General features: G+C 67.9%; 14 protein-coding genes and 1 pseudogene. 9 read left to right on the top strand and 6 right to left on the bottom strand.

The window, feature by feature from the left end:
• The first annotated feature begins 50 nt into the window (after positions 1–50).
• Positions 51–1,451 (top strand): LLM class flavin-dependent oxidoreductase, encoded by a 1,401-nt coding sequence (locus tag IEV67_RS03190; protein WP_188435128.1) that lies wholly within the window; start codon positions 51–53, stop codon positions 1,449–1,451.
• Between the two features lie 7 nt (positions 1,452–1,458).
• Positions 1,459–2,712 (top strand): acyl-CoA dehydrogenase family protein, encoded by a 1,254-nt coding sequence (locus tag IEV67_RS03185; RefSeq protein ID WP_188435127.1) that lies wholly within the window; start codon positions 1,459–1,461, stop codon positions 2,710–2,712.
• A 54-nt stretch (positions 2,713–2,766) separates the two neighbouring features.
• Here IEV67_RS03185 and IEV67_RS03180 read toward each other — a convergent pair whose 3' ends face one another.
• From IEV67_RS03180 to IEV67_RS03170, 3 genes are all read right to left on the bottom strand, one after another.
• A complete protein-coding gene (locus IEV67_RS03180) occupies positions 2,767–3,564 on the bottom strand; it encodes an acetoin reductase (RefSeq protein ID WP_188435126.1) in 798 nt (265 codons plus the stop codon).
• A gap of 159 nt (positions 3,565–3,723) precedes the next feature.
• The gene (locus IEV67_RS03175) at positions 3,724–4,764 is read right to left on the bottom strand and encodes an L-idonate 5-dehydrogenase (RefSeq protein ID WP_188435125.1); all 1,041 of its coding nucleotides are present in this window, start codon (positions 4,762–4,764) and stop codon (positions 3,724–3,726) included.
• Between the two features lie 31 nt (positions 4,765–4,795).
• Complete coding sequence (locus IEV67_RS03170) at positions 4,796–6,187, bottom strand: Nramp family divalent metal transporter (RefSeq protein ID WP_188435124.1); 1,392 nt, start codon at positions 6,185–6,187, stop codon at positions 4,796–4,798.
• A gap of 166 nt (positions 6,188–6,353) precedes the next feature.
• Between IEV67_RS03170 and IEV67_RS03165 the strand changes: the two genes are divergently transcribed.
• The 5 genes from IEV67_RS03165 (at position 6,354) to IEV67_RS03145 (ending at position 10,588) form a co-directional block, all read left to right on the top strand.
• Positions 6,354–7,025 carry a GntR family transcriptional regulator gene (locus tag IEV67_RS03165; RefSeq protein ID WP_229702670.1) on the top strand — a complete coding sequence of 224 codons (672 nt, stop codon included), beginning with the start codon at positions 6,354–6,356 and terminating at the stop codon, positions 7,023–7,025.
• A gap of 173 nt (positions 7,026–7,198) precedes the next feature.
• Positions 7,199–7,966, top strand: a complete 768-nt coding sequence (locus tag IEV67_RS03160; RefSeq protein ID WP_229702668.1) for a 3-oxoacid CoA-transferase subunit A — start codon at positions 7,199–7,201, stop codon at positions 7,964–7,966.
• Entirely contained in the window at positions 7,963–8,598 is a 636-nt protein-coding gene (locus IEV67_RS03155) for a 3-oxoacid CoA-transferase subunit B (protein WP_188435121.1), read from the top strand. The genes IEV67_RS03160 and IEV67_RS03155 overlap by 4 nt, the downstream gene beginning before the upstream one ends.
• Positions 8,595–9,764: a thiolase family protein gene (locus IEV67_RS03150; RefSeq protein WP_188435120.1), complete on the top strand. Its 1,170-nt coding sequence runs from the start codon at positions 8,595–8,597 to the stop codon at positions 9,762–9,764. Before IEV67_RS03155 ends, IEV67_RS03150 begins: the two co-directional genes overlap by 4 nt.
• 20 nt (positions 9,765–9,784) lie before the next feature.
• Complete coding sequence (locus IEV67_RS03145) at positions 9,785–10,588, top strand: IclR family transcriptional regulator domain-containing protein (protein WP_188435119.1); 804 nt, start codon at positions 9,785–9,787, stop codon at positions 10,586–10,588.
• A 29-nt stretch (positions 10,589–10,617) separates the two neighbouring features.
• Here IEV67_RS03145 and IEV67_RS19135 read toward each other — a convergent pair.
• Positions 10,618–10,803: pseudogene (locus IEV67_RS19135) on the bottom strand (MarR family transcriptional regulator); the annotation flags it as partial.
• Between the two features lie 151 nt (positions 10,804–10,954).
• On the opposite strand from IEV67_RS19135, the gene IEV67_RS03135 reads away from it, so the two are divergent.
• Positions 10,955–12,751: an FAD-dependent monooxygenase gene (locus IEV67_RS03135; RefSeq protein ID WP_188435118.1), complete on the top strand. Its 1,797-nt coding sequence runs from the start codon at positions 10,955–10,957 to the stop codon at positions 12,749–12,751.
• A gap of 18 nt (positions 12,752–12,769) precedes the next feature.
• Here the strand turns inward: IEV67_RS03135 and IEV67_RS03130 are convergent, their stop codons facing one another.
• Positions 12,770–13,747: an AraC family transcriptional regulator gene (locus IEV67_RS03130; protein ID WP_188435117.1), complete on the bottom strand. Its 978-nt coding sequence runs from the start codon at positions 13,745–13,747 to the stop codon at positions 12,770–12,772.
• Complete coding sequence (locus tag IEV67_RS03125; protein WP_188435116.1) at positions 13,747–14,358, bottom strand: TetR/AcrR family transcriptional regulator; 612 nt, start codon at positions 14,356–14,358, stop codon at positions 13,747–13,749. Before IEV67_RS03125 ends, IEV67_RS03130 begins: the two co-directional genes overlap by 1 nt.
• A 122-nt stretch (positions 14,359–14,480) precedes the next feature.
• On the opposite strand from IEV67_RS03125, the gene IEV67_RS03120 reads away from it, so the two are divergent.
• Positions 14,481–15,662, top strand: a complete 1,182-nt coding sequence (locus tag IEV67_RS03120) for a cytochrome P450 (RefSeq protein ID WP_188435115.1) — start codon at positions 14,481–14,483, stop codon at positions 15,660–15,662.
• Positions 15,663–15,739: the final 77 nt, after the last annotated feature.

Below are 15,739 nucleotides of genomic sequence, written 5' to 3'. Positions count from 1 at the left end.
CCTTCGACACACTCGCGCGCGCGTGACGTGACGCAGGCATTCTCGTAGTCATGAGCGCTCATCGTCCCCTCCGTTTCAACGCATTCGTGATGAACACGAATTCGCACATCCAACACGGACACTGGCGCAGGCCCGATGCCGGCCAGGTCGACTTCGAGGATGTGAACGTCTGGATCGACCTCGCGAAGACGCTCGAGGCCGCGAAGTTCGACGCGATGTTCTTCGCGGACGTCGTCGGCCACTACGGAGACGCCGACGCCGACTACGAGGTGTACGTCCGGCACGGACTGCAGATCCCGAGCAACGACCCCACCGTGCTGCTCGGAGCCCTCGCCGTGGTCACCGAGAATCTCGGACTCGCGCTCACCTCGAACGTGGCGCAGAACCACCCGTTCAACTTCGCTCGACAGGTCTCGACGCTCGACCACATCTCCCGTGGCCGGATCGCGTGGAACATCGTGACAGGCACGCAGGACAACGGGGCGCGCAACTTCGGACTCCCTCAGCTGACCGATCACGCCGAGCGCTACCGCTGGGCCGAGGAGTACGTCGACGTCGTCTACAAACTGTGGGAGGGCTCCTGGGATGAGGACGCCGTCCTGAAGGACAAGGAGAGCGGCGTCTTCGCCGACGTCACGAAGGTGCACAAGATCCACCACGAAGGCGAGCGCTATCGCGTCGAGGGGCCGCATCTGCCATCGCCGTCGCCCCAGCGCACGCCGCTGCTTTTCCAGGCTGGGTCGTCCGAATCGGGGCGGCGGTTCGCGGCCCGCAACGCAGAGGCCGTCTTCATCATCGCTCCGAACCCCGAGATCGCGAAGTGGCAGATCGACGAGACGCGAGCGCTCGCCGTCGAGCACGGACGCGAACCCGACGACATCAAGTTCTTCCAGGGCCTGACGTTCGTCGTCGCAGACACCGAGGCCGAGGCGCAGCAGAAGGCCGAGGAGTTCAATAGCTGGTCCAGCCACGAGGGGTTCCTCGCGCACTCCGCCATCGTCGATCGCACGGGCAGAACATACCCACCGGAGACGGAGCTGAAGGACGTCGACACCAACACCGCGAAGGGGTTCACCGAACTGCTGCGCCGCTCGATCACCGATCGCGAGCCGACCGTCGCCGACCTCGCATCGCGCGTGACGCGCAACAACCTCATCGTCGGAACCCCCGAGCAGATCGCCGACGAACTCGAGAAGTGGCAACGAGCCGGAGTCGATGGCATCAACGTCATCAACGCAGTGATCCCCGGGTCGTTCGAGGAGTTCGCCGACAAGGTGCTTCCGATCCTTCGCGAGCGTGGACTCGCTCAGACCGAGTACGCACCTGGCACCCTGCGCGAGAAGCTGTTCGGTGCGCCGCGGCTCAACGACCGCCACCCGGCGGCGCGCTATCGCGGGGCGTTCGCCGGTCAGGCGTCGCCCGAGGCCGCCCGCACCGGTGCGCTGGCCTGAGGCGGACATGTCCACCGGATACGCGGCTCCTGCCGGCATCGCCACATCAGAGCTGATCGAGCATTTCCGCCCCATCTTCGAACGCATCGCCGCCGGCGCTCCCGAACGCGATCTCACCCGCCGACTCCCTCACGAGGAGATCGCCTGGCTGAAAGAGGCCCGCTTCGGGGCCGTGCGTCTGTCCCGTGACGAGGGCGGCTTTGATGCGACCCTCGAGCAGGAGCACGTGCTGCTGCTCGAGCTCGGCGCCGCCGACTCGAACTTCCCGCAGATCTGGCGCAACCATTTCGCGTTCGTCGAGGACGTGCTCTTCGACGACGAGGCGGGTCGCAATGAGAGGTGGCGCGCGAAGATCGCCGAGGGTGCGCTGTTCGGCGGAGCGTGGTCGGAGACCGGAGGCGACTCGTTCTTCGACATGCGCACGGTGCTGGTGGAGCAGGACGGCAGGTTCCTGTTGAACGGCGAGAAGTTCTACAGCACCGGCAGCCTGTTCGCGGACTGGATCCATGTGCTCGCCAAGGGCCCGGATGCCGCCGATGTCAGCCTCGTACTGATCGAGGCGGATGCCGACGGGGTGACGCTCATCGACGACTGGAGCGGTGTCGGTCAGAGACTAACCGGCAGCGGTACGACGGTTCTCGAGAACGTCGAGCTGCCTGCCGGGTCCTGGTATCCGTTCGCGGCGCGTTCCCGGTATCAGGAAGCGGTCTACCAGCTGAATCACCTCGCGACTCTCGCGGGCATCTCCCGTGCTGCGCAGCGCGACCTCGTGAATGCCGTCCGCACTCGCCCGCGCGCGTACCCGCAGGGACTGGGGTCGGTGCCGCGCGAGGATGCTCAGATCCAGGAGGTCGTCGGGCGCGTCTCGGCGCTCGCGTCGGCGGCCGAAGCATCTGTCCGCTGGGCGGCACGCGGGCTCGACGACATCGTCAGTCTGCTGGCACCGGACCCCGGCAGTGACGATCCGATCGTCGTGGAGGCGCTGCACACCGCGACGATCGCGGTGTACGAGGCGCAGTTGACCGTCACGGACGCGGCGCTGACAGCATCCACGTTGTTGTTCGACGCCCTCAGCTCTTCCGCCCTCGGCGAGCAGAAGGCACTCGACAGGCACTGGCGAAACGCCCGCACCGTCGCATCCCACAACCCGCGCGTCTATAAGGCGCGCATCGTCGGTGACTGGCATCTCAACGGGACTGACCCGAACGCAGCCTTCCTCGGCCCGCTGGCGACTCGCGCCGCGGATGCCGCGAAGGTCTGACGTTCGGACGGCGCGCCGCGCGGGGATCCCGGCGGCGCGCCCTCCGCAGTGGCGTCAGCTGTACAGCATCCCGCCGTCGACGAGCAGGGTCTGCCCGGTGACGTAGGCGGCGTTCGGTCCGGCGAAGAACGACACGACTCCCGCGACGTCCTCCGGGGTCTCGATGCGGCCGAGGCTGATGCTCTCGACGTTCTCCTTCAGGTTCTGTCCGATCGGCTTGCCGTTGATCTCGGACAGGCGCTTGTCGATCTCGTCCCACATGCCGGTGCCGACGATGCCGGGGGCGTACGCGTTGACCGTGATGCCCTTGGGTGCGAGCTCCTGTGAGGCGACCTGGGTGAGCCCGCGTACCGCGAACTTCGAGGCCGAGTAGGCGCCGAGGATGGGGAAGCCCTTGACGGAGGCGATCGATGCGGCCGAGATGATGCGGCCCTTCTTGCCGAGCTCGGTGAACTTGGCGGCCGCTGCCTGGATACCCCAGACGACGCTGTTCACGTTGATCGCGAAGATCTTGTTCAGCTCTTCCTCGGTGATCTCCTCGAAGGGCTTGACCTGGGCGATGCCGGCGTTGTTCACGATCACGTCGAAGCTGCCGAGCTCTGCGGCGGCGCGGTCGACCGCGGCGACGATGTCGTCCTTCTTCGAGACGTCGGCGCCCACGAAGATCGCCTTGCGGCCCAGCGCCTCGATCTCGGACACGACGCCGGCGGCCTTCTCCTCCTGGAACGGCAGATCCACGACCGCGATGTCGAACCCGTCCGACGCGAGCTTCAGCGCGATGCCGCGCCCGATTCCCTGTCCTGCTCCGGTGACGAGTGCGACCTTGTTCTCAGAAGCCTTGTTCTCAGCCATTGTCATCCTTCTCCTTCTTCTCCCCGGCTTGCGGGCGAGTCATCGAGATACGAACGAGGCGGATGCCGGTGGGCTTCCGCCTCTGTCATGGTAAACAGATCTCGGCCATAAGTATTCCGATGAATATAGTTTTGGAGCCGGCGTCAGCCACTGCAGGGCTCACTCCGCGAGCCGCAGCAGCACCTTCGATGCCTCCGCCGTCGTCGCAGTGCGGAACGCCTCTTCTGCGTTGTCGATCGAGAACTCGTGGGTGATCACGGCTGAGACGTCGAGGCCGTCGGCCAGCATCCGGATCGCGGCGTCCATCTCGTCGGCGAACCGATAGCTGCCGCGGTAGTCGATCTCCTTGGTGACGATGCCGGCGATGTTCGCCTCGATCGCGCCGGCGCGCAGGTTGCCAGCCTGCACGATCACGCCACCGGGCCTGGTCGCGCCGATCACGCCGCCGAGGGCGGCGGCGACGCCGGATGCCTCGATCACGATGTCCACGTTCTCGGGCAGCTTCTCGCCGAGGCCCACGTTCACGGTCTCATGCGCACCGACCGCTGAGGCGACGGACAGCGCATGCGCGGAGACGTCGGCGCCGATCACGCGTGCAGCCCCGGCCTGACGCAGTGCCGCGATCGCGAGGGACCCGATCGGGCCGCAGCCGTTCACGAGCACGGTGCGCCCGCGTACTTCGCCTGCCCGCGCGATGGCGTGCAGGGCCACGGACAGCGGTTCGACGACGGCACCGGTGCGCAGCGACACCTCCGGCGGCAGCACTCGCAGCTGATCGAGGCGCACCCTGCGAGAAGTGGAGAAGCCGCCGTGCTCGTGCGGCGTGAACGCGGCCGACCCGAAGTAGCGCACGACCGGCCACAGGTTGGTCCGCTCGGCGGCCCCCGGCCAGTCGGCTGGATCGCCGACCCGTGTCGCAGGGTGGACGGTGACCGGCGTGCCGATCTCGACACCGGCCGCGGCCGCCTCCGCCGTGATCGCGGCGCCGATCGCCGCGACAGTGCCCGACACCTCGTGCCCGAGGACGAGAGGTTCGCTCAGGACGGCAGTGCCTGATGCGCCGTGCTTCCAGTACGAGAGGTCGCTGCCGCAGATACCGCCATACGCCAATCGGATGAGCACGCCCTCGTCACCGGCATCCGGTGACGCCACCTCCGCGACGCGCAGGTCGTTCGCGGCATGGACCATGACGGCCTTCATGATTTTCCTCTCTCGCGATCCGGATGCCGGATCAGAACAGATCGATCAGTGACAGCACGCCCACCGCGAACACGGCGAGTGACGAGATCGCGAGCCACACGGTGAACCACTTGCCGTCGGCGACCCTCTTGTCGATCTGCGTGGTGCGCAGATACCAGGTCGCCACGACGATCGCCATCAGGAAGATCGCATTGCCGATTCCGGCGAGCACGATCATCAGGAACGGCGACTGGATGAACAGATAGAAGATGCCCCAGGTGATCGGCAGGATCACGACGAGCGCCTTGAGCCAGAGGTTGCGGCGATTCACATCGCGCCAGTCGAACGCTCCGAAGATCGCGAGGGTGTTGGCCACCTGGCGGGCGAATCCGGGGATGTTCGCCATCGCCGTCTTGAACAGCGTCAGCGCGACGCCGATGAGGAAGATCCAGCGGGTCCACTCGCCGAGCGTGTCGGTGAAGATGCGCGCCAGTACGTCGAACATGTCGGTGCCGGAGGGCACGACCCCCTGCGGGTTCAGAATGGCCGCGCCGAGCACGTAGAACGCGACTGTGGAGATCGTGTAGATGGCCCACGACAGCATCGCGTCCTTCTTCATCACCGACATCCAACCGCGTGCGCGCTTGACCCAGGCGTCAGAGCCGTCGTTCGGGCCGGTGAAGCGGGCGTAGCCCTTCTCGACGCACCAGTACGAGTACGCGGTGATCTCGCCGGCGCCGACGCCGGTCATGCCGAACATCGCCAGGGCGATGCCCATGGTGCCCAGCGGGATCTGGAACAGCAGCCCCTCGCCGAGGTCGGCCGCGGTCCACGCGAACGGTGTGAACTGCACGCCGAAGACCATGAAGACCACGAGCAGGGTGACGATCGCGACCATGACGGTGGCGAGGCCCTCGATGAGCGAGTACTTGTTGGTGATCTGGACGGCGATCGCGATGGCGATGAGGATGCCGAGCCAGACGCCGATAGAGGCGAGAGAGAACGGGTCGCCGCCGACCGGGGCGAGCATGCTGAGTGCGAGCGCCGCCCCGCCGATCACGCCGCCCTGGCCGATGATGATCTGCAGGAACATCAGGATGCCGATGTACGAGATCCAGCTGCGGCCGAGGATCTTCGGCGGGACGTCGTTGTAGCCCTCCATCGATGCGCGGCCGGTCGAGATGGACCAGCGGGCGATCTCGACCTGGATGGCGACCTTGACGAGCGTGGAGATCAGCACGATCCACAGCAGGACGAATCCGGCCTGGGCTCCCAGTGCGGTGGCCGTGATCAGTTCGCCGGAGCCGACGACGGCGGCACTGGTGAGGAAGCCGGGACCGAAGTACTTGAGGCTCGCCTTCCACCCGCGGGGCGGTTCTCGGACGTCGGCCGCGTCGAGGATGTACGGGTCGCGTGGCTGGGTGGGTGCTGTCGTCGATGACATGACGTCGCCTCTCATTGGCGTTCCGGGTGGGCCATCCGTCACGGTGCGCGTTGGTTGGATCATCGCCGATATCCGGTGCGCGCGCGACGGGTCGATCAACTATAGGTGACTAATATACAAGTACACAAGCGCACAACCGATGGCTGGGTGTCATAGATTGGACGACGTGCGTCAACCCCGACCGCGGCCGGCGAGCCGCACTGCTCTGCATGCCGAGCTGCGGCAGCGGGTGATCTCGCTCGAGCTCGCGCCGGGGGAGGTGCTCAGCGAGAACCAGCTCGCTGCCGATCTCGGAGTCAGCCGTACGCCGATCCGCGAGTGCCTGATCATGCTGCGTCAGGAGGGCTTCGTCGAGGTCGTGCCGCAAGTGGGCACCTTCGTCTCGCGCGTCGATCCGCGACGCGTCGCCGATGCGCAGTTCATCCGCGAGGCGGTCGAGACGAGCGGCCTGCAGCAAGCCGGGGACGATCTTGACGCGCAGGTGATCGCCCGCCTGGCCGACAACGTCGCGAGGCAGCGTGGAACCGAGAGTGACATCGCGGCCTTCGTCGCCCTGGATGAGGAATTCCACCGCGGGCTGCTGGCGCTGTCCGGACACGAGAGTGCCTGGGAGGCGATCGCCTCGGAGCGTGCGCACCTCGACCGCGCCCGCAGGCTCGGTCTCGCTGAGGTGACACCGGCGGCGTACATCGCCGAGCATGCCGCGATACTGGACGCCCTGGTCGGCGGCGAACGGGAGCGTGCCATCGAGCTGCTGCGCGGTCACGTTCGCGCGGTCTTCGCAGACATCGAGCAGGTTCGCGCGCGGATGCCGGAGCTGTTCGCGCCCACCGACTGATCCGCGAGCCGCCCGCGGGCCCGATACAGATGTCAGTCCGGATCACAGATGTCAGTCCGGATCGGCGATCTCGGCTGACATCTGTGATTCCCGCTGACATCCGTCGGGGCCTTGCCGTACACTGTTCATACAGCGAACCAGCGTTCGCACAGCGAACACAGCAAGGAGGCGCAGTGATCGACAAGACCGTGCCGGATGCGGCATCCGCCGTCACCGACATCCCTGACGGCGCTACCGTCTTGATCGGCGGCTTCGGGCGGGCGGGTCAGCCCGTCGAGCTGATCGACGCACTCATCGCACACGGTGCCGGCGACCTCACGATCGTCAACAACAACGCCGGCCAGGGTGATGCGGGCCTCGCCGCGCTCCTCGCCAAGGGGCTGGTTCGCAAGATCATCTGCTCGTTCCCGCGGCAGAGCGACTCATGGGTCTTCGACGATCTGTACCGATCGGGAAAGATCGAGTTGGAGCTCGTGCCGCAGGGCAACCTCGCGGAGCGCATCCGTGCCGCCGGAGCCGGCATCGGCGGGTTCTTCACGCCGACCGGCGTCGGCACCGAGCTTGCCGAGGGCAAGGAGGAGCGGGTCATCGACGGGCGCCGCTACGTGCTCGAGTACCCGATCGCGGCCGACTTCGCACTCATCAGCGCCCTCAAGGGCGACCGCTGGGGCAACCTCGTCTACCGAGAGACGGCACGCAACTTCGGTCCGATCATGGCGACCGCCGCCACCACGACGATCGTGCAGGTCGACGAGATCGTCCCCCTCGGCGCGATCGACCCCGAGACCGTTGTCACGCCCGGCATCTTCGTCGACCGTGTCGTCGCCGTGGGCGAGCGACGCTGGCTGCACGACGGAGGATTCATCGGCGGGGTCGATCTCGAGGGCCGGCCATTGCACGCCGTCGAAGGGGATGCTGTCGCAGAGGAGGTCGCATCATGAGCACCCGCATCACCCGCGACGAACTGGCCGCCCGGATCGCCGCCGACATCCCCGAAGGGGCGTTCGTGAACCTCGGCATCGGTGCGCCGACGCTGGTCGCGAACTATCTGCCCGACGACCTCGAGATCATCCTGCACACCGAGAACGGTCTGCTCGGCATGGGCCCGGCTCCAGCATCCGATCGAGTCGATCCCGACCTTATCAACGCCGGCAAACAGGCGGTCACCGCTCTCGCGGGGGCGGCGTACTTCCACCATGCCGACTCCTTCGCGATGATGCGCGGCGGGCATCTGGACGTCTGCGTGCTCGGAGCCTTTCAGGTCGCGCAGAACGGCGACCTCGCGAACTGGTCCACTGGTGCTCTCGGGGCGATCCCGGCGGTCGGCGGCGCGATGGATCTCGCGATCGGCGCCAAGGACGTCTACGTGATGACCGACCTGCTCGCCAAGGACGGGTCGCCAAAGCTGGTCGCCTCGTGCACCTACCCGCTCACCGGCGTCGGCTGCGTCAGCCGCGTCTACACCGATCATGCGGTATTCGACGTCGCCTCCGAGGGCTTCCGTGTGCGCGAGGCGTTCGGCGACAATACTGTCGAATCCCTCGCTGCGCTGACCGGACTGGAGCTGTCATGACCACCACGCACATCTATGACGCCGTTCGCACGCCGTTCGGTCGCGCGGGCGGTGCGCTCGCCGGCATCCGCCCTGATGATCTCGCCGCGGTCGTGATGCGCGCGAGCGTCGAGCGCACCGGGCTCGACCCTGCGCGCATCGACGACGTGATCTTCGGCGACGCCAACCAGGCGGGGGAGGACAACCGCAACGTCGCCCGGATGGGTGCGCTGCTCGCGGGCTTCCCGACCTCGGTGACCGGAGTGACGGTGAACCGGCTGTGCGCGTCGAGCGTGGAGGCTGTGATCCAGGGTTCGCGCGCGATCGAGTCGGGGGACGCGGAGATCATCCTCGCGGGAGGCGTCGAGTCGATGAGTCGCGCGCCGTTCGTGGTGGAGAAGTCGGCGAAGCCGTACCCGGCGACCGGCAACCAGACGATGTGGAACACCGCGATCGGCTGGCGCATGACGAACCGTGCGCTGCCGACAGCCTGGACCATCTCGAACGGCGAGGCTGCCGAGAAGACCGCTCGGGTCGCAGGGATCGCCCGCGAAGAGCAGGATGCGTTCGCCGTGCGTTCGCACGAGCTGGCGGCCCGCGCATGGGCTGCCGGCATCTACGACGGCGAGATCGTGCAGGTGCCCGGTGCCGAGCTCGCTCGTGACGAGGGGATCCGCGACGGTTCCACGATCGAGAAGCTCTCCGGTCTGCGGCCGCTGTTCGCCGAGGACGGCACGGTCACGGCCGGAAACTCCTCGTCGATCAATGACGGCGCATCCGCCGTGCTGCTGGGTGCCGAGGGCGCGCTGCCGGGCGAACCGCTCGCGCGGATCACAGGGCGCGGCGCACACGGCGTCGATCCGGACGAGTTCCCGATCGCGCCGATCGAAGCGGCGAACAAGGCACTCGCCCGCGCCGGGCGCACCTGGGCCGATGTCGACTTCGTCGAGCTCAATGAGGCGTTCGCATCGCAGTCGCTCGCATGCCTTCGTGGCTGGCCGGAACTCGACCCCGACAAGCTCAACATCCACGGCGGTGCGCTCGCGATCGGGCATCCGCTGGGCGCATCCGGTGGCCGCATCATCGGCCACGCCGCCCACGAGCTGCGCCGTCGAGGCGGGGGAGTCGCCGTGGTCGCAATCTGCATCGGTGTCGGGCAGGGCCTGGCCGTCGTTCTCGAGCGCTGAGTCATCGATAGGGTTCTCGAGTGACCGAATCGGATGCTGCGCCCACTGCCGACGCGGCGGCGACGGCCGATTTCGTGCAGTCGCTGGCACGCGGGCTGGCGGTCATCAGGACCTTCGACGGTGAACCCGCCGAGCTTTCCCTCGCCGAGGTCGCCCGCCGGGCCGAGATCCCACGGGCCGCGGCCCGACGGTTCCTGCGCACGCTCGAGCAGCTCGGCTACGTGCGGGCAACAGCGGATGCTCGATTCCTGCTGACCCCGCGGGTGCTTGAGCTCGGCTACGGCTACCTCTCATCGCTGTCGTTGCCGGAGATCGTGCAGCCGCACCTCGACGCGCTGTCGCACCAGATCGGCGAGTCGGTCTCAGTCGCCGTGCTCGACGGCGACGAGATCGTCTACGTCGCCCGCGCTGCTGCACGCCGCATCATGAGCGTGCGCATCACGATCGGCACACGGCTTCCGGCATTCGCGACGAGCATGGGGCGGGTGCTGCTGGCCGCGCTTCCGGAAGCGGATGCCGCCGCTGTGCTCGATGCGTCGAAATTGGTCGCGTACACGCCGCGCACTCGTGCCGATCGAGCCGCGGTCATCGCCGAGGTCGACGCCGTGCGGGACCAGGGGTGGGCGATGGTGGACGGCGAACTCGAAGAGGGGCTGCGCTCGATCGCTGTTCCGCTGGTCACGCGCTCCGGGGCGACGGCAGCACTCAACGTCTCAACCAGCACCGCTCGCGGGGCGGCCGAGGACGTGCGGGCCGAGTTGCTGCCGGCCCTGCAGCACACGGCATCCCTCATCGAGACAGAGTTGCGCGCAGCGCGAGTCTGACGATGAGATTCCCGGCGTCTTCGGCGCCGCGTGATGAACCCGAACTGTTCCAGAGCGCGCAACGCCGTGCTCACGTTCGGCTCCTGCAAACCGAGGCAACCGGCGAGCTCGCCGACAGTCGATGCCGGTGAGCCGATCACCTGTTCAAGAAGCGCGATCTCGGTGGTCGGAAGTGGACGGGCGCCTGCACGCTCGGGAGATTCGCGGTGAATCATCCATGCCGGTTCTCGAGACGTGATGCTGACGTCGTGCGCGAATCAGCCAGTGTCCATGCGCAGTCACGCAAGCGCATTCTGCATGCGCGACGGAGGATGGTGTTCTGCCTGCCATCGACGGCGGGCATTTCAGCGAAGAAACGGAGTTCTCATGGCAGAGAACCTCACCCGCACATCCTGGTCATCTGCACGCCAGCACATCGAAGGCGAGGCCGCGGAGAACGACGTCATCGTCGTCGGATCCGGCCCCACCGGCGTCGCGACGGCCGTCATGCTCGCGCGCCACGGCGTCAAGGTCACGGTCATCACCCGCGAGACCTGGGTCGCCGACTCCCCGCGCGCCCACATCACGAACCAGCGCACCATGGAGGTGCTGCGCGCCCTCGGACTTGATGACGCGGTGCAGCAGCAGGCATCGCCCCGCGGCACGATGGCCAGCCAGATCGTCGCCACGGGCTTCAACGGCACAGAGCTCGGCCGCGCCTGGTCGTGGGGCAACAACCCCTCGCGCCAGAGCGAGTACCTCACGGCCAGTCCCGTCGAGGGATGCGACATCCCTCAGAACCGCCTCGAGCCGATCCTGCTCGGCGAGGCCGCGCGTTTGGGCGCGCGCATCCGGTTCCAGACATCGTTCACCGGCATCGAGCAAGATGCCGACGGCGTCACCGTCCACGTCGTCGACGGTGTCACCGGCAGGGCCGAGACGCTGCGCGCGGCGTACCTCGTCGCTGCCGACGGGGGGCAGAGCCCGGTCGCCACGGCACTGGGCTTCGAGTACGTCGGCGAGTCCGGACTCGCGAACGCCCTGAACATCAGCTTCGAGGCCGACCTGTCCCGCTACGTCGCGCACCGTCCTGGGTCGCTGTACGAGATCATCCAGAACCGTCCGGAGGGCCCGGCCCGCGCGATGATCCGCATGGTGCGCCCGTGGCACGAGTGGTCGGCATCCCTCGTCTACCTCGGCGAGCGCAACTCGCGCCTCACCGCCGAGGAGGCAGCGGACGAGATCCGCCGGGCCATCGGCGACGACACCGTCGAGGTGACGATCAAGGGTCTGTACCCGTGGCGCATCAACCGAGTCGTCGCGGCCGAATACGGCAAGGGCCGGGTGTTCGTCGCCGGAGACGCCGCGCACCGGCATCCCCCGACCAATGGCCTCGGCGCGAACACGTGCATCCAGGACGCGTTCAACCTGTCGTGGAAGCTCGCCCTCGCGGTCAAGGATCTCGCCGGACCGGGGCTACTCGAGAGCTACAGCGCCGAGCGCCAGCCGATCGGTGCGCAGGTCGTGAACCGCGCCGTGGACAGCTGGGTCCTGGGCGCCGATCTCCTGCCCGCCATCGGCCTTGACCCGTCGCTGCCGCTCGAGGAGCGCTCGGCGACGTTCGCCGAGCTCGGTGAGGAATCGGATGCCGGTGCCGAGCGCCGGCGCCGCCTGCGCGAGGCGCTGGACGAGGAGTCGTACATCTTCGAGGCCCACGGCGTGGAGATGAACCACGTCTACACGTCGTCCGCGGTCGTCGACGACGGCACCGAACTCACGTACGAGCGTGACGCGCAGCTGTACATCCAGCCGACCAGCCACCCCGGTGCGCGCATCCTGCACGCCTGGGTCGGCGACGCGACGCACACGGTGTCTACGCTCGACATCACGGGCAACGAGCGGTTCACGCTCGTCACGCGCGACCGCGGCCAGGCATGGGCGGATGCCGCGCCCACGGTCGCCGCGGAGTTCGGGATCGACCTCGTCGTGGTGCGGATCGGTCATGTCGGTGATGTCCAGGACCTCTACGGCGACTTCGGCCGGCGCGGCGGGATCGACGAGGACGGCTGCCTGCTCGTCCGCCCCGACCACCACATCGCGCTGCGCCAGACGCACCGCGCCGAGGACCCCGGGGCGGTGCTGCGAGCAGCGTTCGCGCAAATTCTGGATCGCCAGGCGTCCTGAACCAGGCAATCGAGACCCTCAGCCGGCGTCCGACCGCCACCGGCTGGGGGTCTCGCCGTAGGCGGAGCGGAACACGCGCGTGAAGTGCGAGTGGTCTGAGAAGCCGTGCGCTGCTGCGACCTGCGCGATGTCGGCTCCGGCCCACGCGGGATCGGCGAGCGCCTGGCGGGCGACCTCGAGCCTGCGCTGCCGGATCCAGCCCGACACCGTCATCCCGCGTAATTGGAACAGCGACTGCACGTACCGCGGCGACATGTCGACGGCGCGTGCGATCTGCGGCAGGCCCAGCGGCTGCGTCAATGACGGCGGTGTCAAGCGCTCGGCGATGTAGCCGATCACGCGACGGAATGCGGGCTGGGTCGGATCGTCCGAGTGCGTCTCGGCCAAGCGACCTGCGAGCATGGTCGCGAACAGGTCTACGACGTTCTGCACGATTCGCGGCGCCGTCGGCCCACCGAGCAGATCAGCGTCGGCGAGCACGTCACGGGCGAACCCGACGGCGAGGCGCGCGAACCCCTCGCGCGAGCTGTACGGCTGCCCGAGGATCGGACGCAGCGACGCCGGCGCGAGCGGGAAGGCCGCGAACGGCACCCGCAGCATCATGAGGCTCAGTGGGCCCTCGAACTCCCACCGGTACGGGACGGTCGGATCGCCGTAGCTGAGATCTCCCGGCCCGAGGTGCACAGGCGGACGACCGTCGGTCGGGGTGAGGACGCTGGTGCCCTCGAGCTGCACGACGACGATGTGCTTGACGTCCGGAGTCCGCGCGACGTGCTCGGCCATGCGTGTGACGACGAGTCCGGGGGCGCTCACGCTCAGCAGGTCGAGCTGCGTGCGGTCGAGGCCGCCGCGGATCAGCTCGCCATCGGCGCGGATCCACTCTCCGGGCGGAGCGTCCAGGCCACCCGCATCGGTGAAGTGACCCCATCCGTCGAGCGCCTGGCCGAAGTCGCGTGCCCGCGCCTGACTGCGCACGGAACGGGTGCGGGCGGGCATCAGGGCACCGCGAGCAGTGCGTGGGCCGCGGCGCGCAGGCCCGCGTGCCGTTCGGCGTCGTCGACGCGCACGACCGCGCCGAAGTCCTCCCCATGGATCGCATCGAAGAACAGCGCGGAGTACACGAGCCGGAACGCGGCGGCCGCGCGCGTCGCGAGCACCTCGCCATCCGTACGGCCGCACAGGATGGCATGGCAGAACTGCTCCCCGAGCTGCGCCACCCGCTCGGAGCCGGTGCGCCGAGCGTCCAGGTCATCCCCGCCGATCTTGACGACCGCGCGCAGGAATCCGGCTCGTCGGCTGACGATCGCCATCAGTTCCTCGACGGCGCGATCGACCGCGTCGTCGAGGGTGAGCGACTCCCATCGCTCGTCGTCGAGGAAGATGAGCCCGTCATCGGCGAGCGCCTGATTTCCGCTCTCGTAGACAGCGGCGAACAGCTCGTCCTTGCTCGACACCCGCGCGTAGATCGCGGTCGGTGCGACATCCGCCTCCGCACAGACAGCGGCGATCGTGAAGCCGCCCAGCCCCTCGCGCTCGAGCACGATCAGGGCAGCGTCGACGATGCTCTGCCAGGTCTGCCGGCTGCGCTGCTGACGGGGAGGTCTCATCGGTTCTCTTGCTCTTGAGGGATGCGTCGATCTTGAGGCTTGCAATCTCCCCCTCATCCTCGCATTATGGGAACAGTAGTAAATACTACCGTTTGGATCACACGAAGAAGTGGAATCTGCACATGACCACGCTCCCGGCGACCGTCCAGCACAGCGACCTCGACCCGTTCGCGCCGGAATTCACCCACGACCCGTTCGAGGGATACCGGCAGTGGCGCGAACTCGGTCGCGTGATGCAGCTTCCCGCGCACGAGACCTGGGTGCTGCCGGGCTACGAGGATGTGCGGGCCGCGCTCGCCGACGACCAGACGTTCTCGACCGCGCGCGGCACCGGCCTGCTCGAGGAGTCGCACACGTCGTCCGTGATCTCCTCCGACCGACAGCGGCACCCGGTTCTTCGCTCCGTGCTCTCGTCGAAGACGTCACCGCGCGCGATGGCCGCGGTGCGCGACGACATCTTCGCGCAGGTGGACGCCCTGGTGGCGCATGCCGTGGATCGCGGCAGCCTCGACGCAGTGACCGACATCGCCGAGGTCATCCCGGTGTCGGTCGTCGCCGACCTCATCGGCCTGCCTGAGGACGATCGCGAGCCGCTGCTGCCCGGCGCCGACGTCGTCAATCGCCTGTTCGGGCCGCTGACGCCCGAGCTCGCCGAACGCCTGCCCGAGGCCGGCCACTACTTCGGGTGGATGGCCGCCAAGTGCGATCGATCGATCCTGCGGTCCGGTTCGTGGGGCAGCGCGATTCTGGATGCCGTCGACGACGGCCTCATCGAGCACGAGGAGGGCGTCTGGCTGATGAACGGCTACCTCGTCGCGGGCATGGACACCACCGTCAACGCGCTGTCGTCACTGCTGCACCTGTTCGCCACGCGGCCGGAGGCCTGGGAGCGGATCGTCGCCGACCCGTCTCTCGCCGCCGGCGCATTCGAAGAGATCGTGCGGCTGGAGTCGCCGATCCAGGGCTTCTTCCGCGTGACGACCCGCGACGTCGCCTACGACGAATTCGTGCTGCCGGCCGGCGAGCGCGTGCTGCTGTCGTTCGGGTCGGCGAACCGCGACGATCGGCACTTTCCAGGCGCTGCCCTCTTCCGGCCGGAGCGCCGGCCGATCGACCACGTCGGGTTCGGGTTTGGCGCACACGGATGCGCAGGCCAGGCGCTCGCGCGGCTCGAGGCGGCGGCACTCATGACTTCACTGCTGAAGCGCGTCGATCGCATCGAGCTGATCGGCGACCCGGTGCGCCGTAGCCACCCGGTCGTGCGTGGCATGTCCGCCCTGCCCGTTCGCCTGCACGCTCGTTGATCCGCCGGCATCCGGCATCCACCCGATTTCACCGCCGGATCCGATTCCACGCCCCGACCCGCTCCTACCCGAAGGAC

Source organism: Microbacterium murale, from assembly GCF_014635185.1.
GTDB lineage: Bacteria > Actinomycetota > Actinomycetes > Actinomycetales > Microbacteriaceae > Microbacterium > Microbacterium murale.
The sequence above is the reverse complement of the archived record's forward strand: the minus strand, read 5'-3'. Positions and strand labels throughout refer to the sequence as shown.

Coding starts and splice junctions, on each gene's coding strand:
- IEV67_RS03190 (WP_188435128.1), top strand. CDS start 51: ATGAGCGCTCATCGTCCCCTCCGTTTCAACGCATTCGTGATGAACACG.
- IEV67_RS03185 (WP_188435127.1), top strand. CDS start 1,459: ATGTCCACCGGATACGCGGCTCCTGCCGGCATCGCCACATCAGAGCTG.
- IEV67_RS03180 (WP_188435126.1), bottom strand. CDS start 3,564: ATGGCTGAGAACAAGGCTTCTGAGAACAAGGTCGCACTCGTCACCGGA.
- IEV67_RS03175 (WP_188435125.1), bottom strand. CDS start 4,764: ATGAAGGCCGTCATGGTCCATGCCGCGAACGACCTGCGCGTCGCGGAG.
- IEV67_RS03170 (WP_188435124.1), bottom strand. CDS start 6,187: ATGTCATCGACGACAGCACCCACCCAGCCACGCGACCCGTACATCCTC.
- IEV67_RS03155 (WP_188435121.1), top strand. CDS start 7,963: ATGAGCACCCGCATCACCCGCGACGAACTGGCCGCCCGGATCGCCGCC.
- IEV67_RS03150 (WP_188435120.1), top strand. CDS start 8,595: ATGACCACCACGCACATCTATGACGCCGTTCGCACGCCGTTCGGTCGC.
- IEV67_RS03135 (WP_188435118.1), top strand. CDS start 10,955: ATGGCAGAGAACCTCACCCGCACATCCTGGTCATCTGCACGCCAGCAC.
- IEV67_RS03130 (WP_188435117.1), bottom strand. CDS start 13,747: ATGCCCGCCCGCACCCGTTCCGTGCGCAGTCAGGCGCGGGCACGCGAC.
- IEV67_RS03125 (WP_188435116.1), bottom strand. CDS start 14,358: ATGAGACCTCCCCGTCAGCAGCGCAGCCGGCAGACCTGGCAGAGCATC.
- IEV67_RS03120 (WP_188435115.1), top strand. CDS start 14,481: ATGACCACGCTCCCGGCGACCGTCCAGCACAGCGACCTCGACCCGTTC.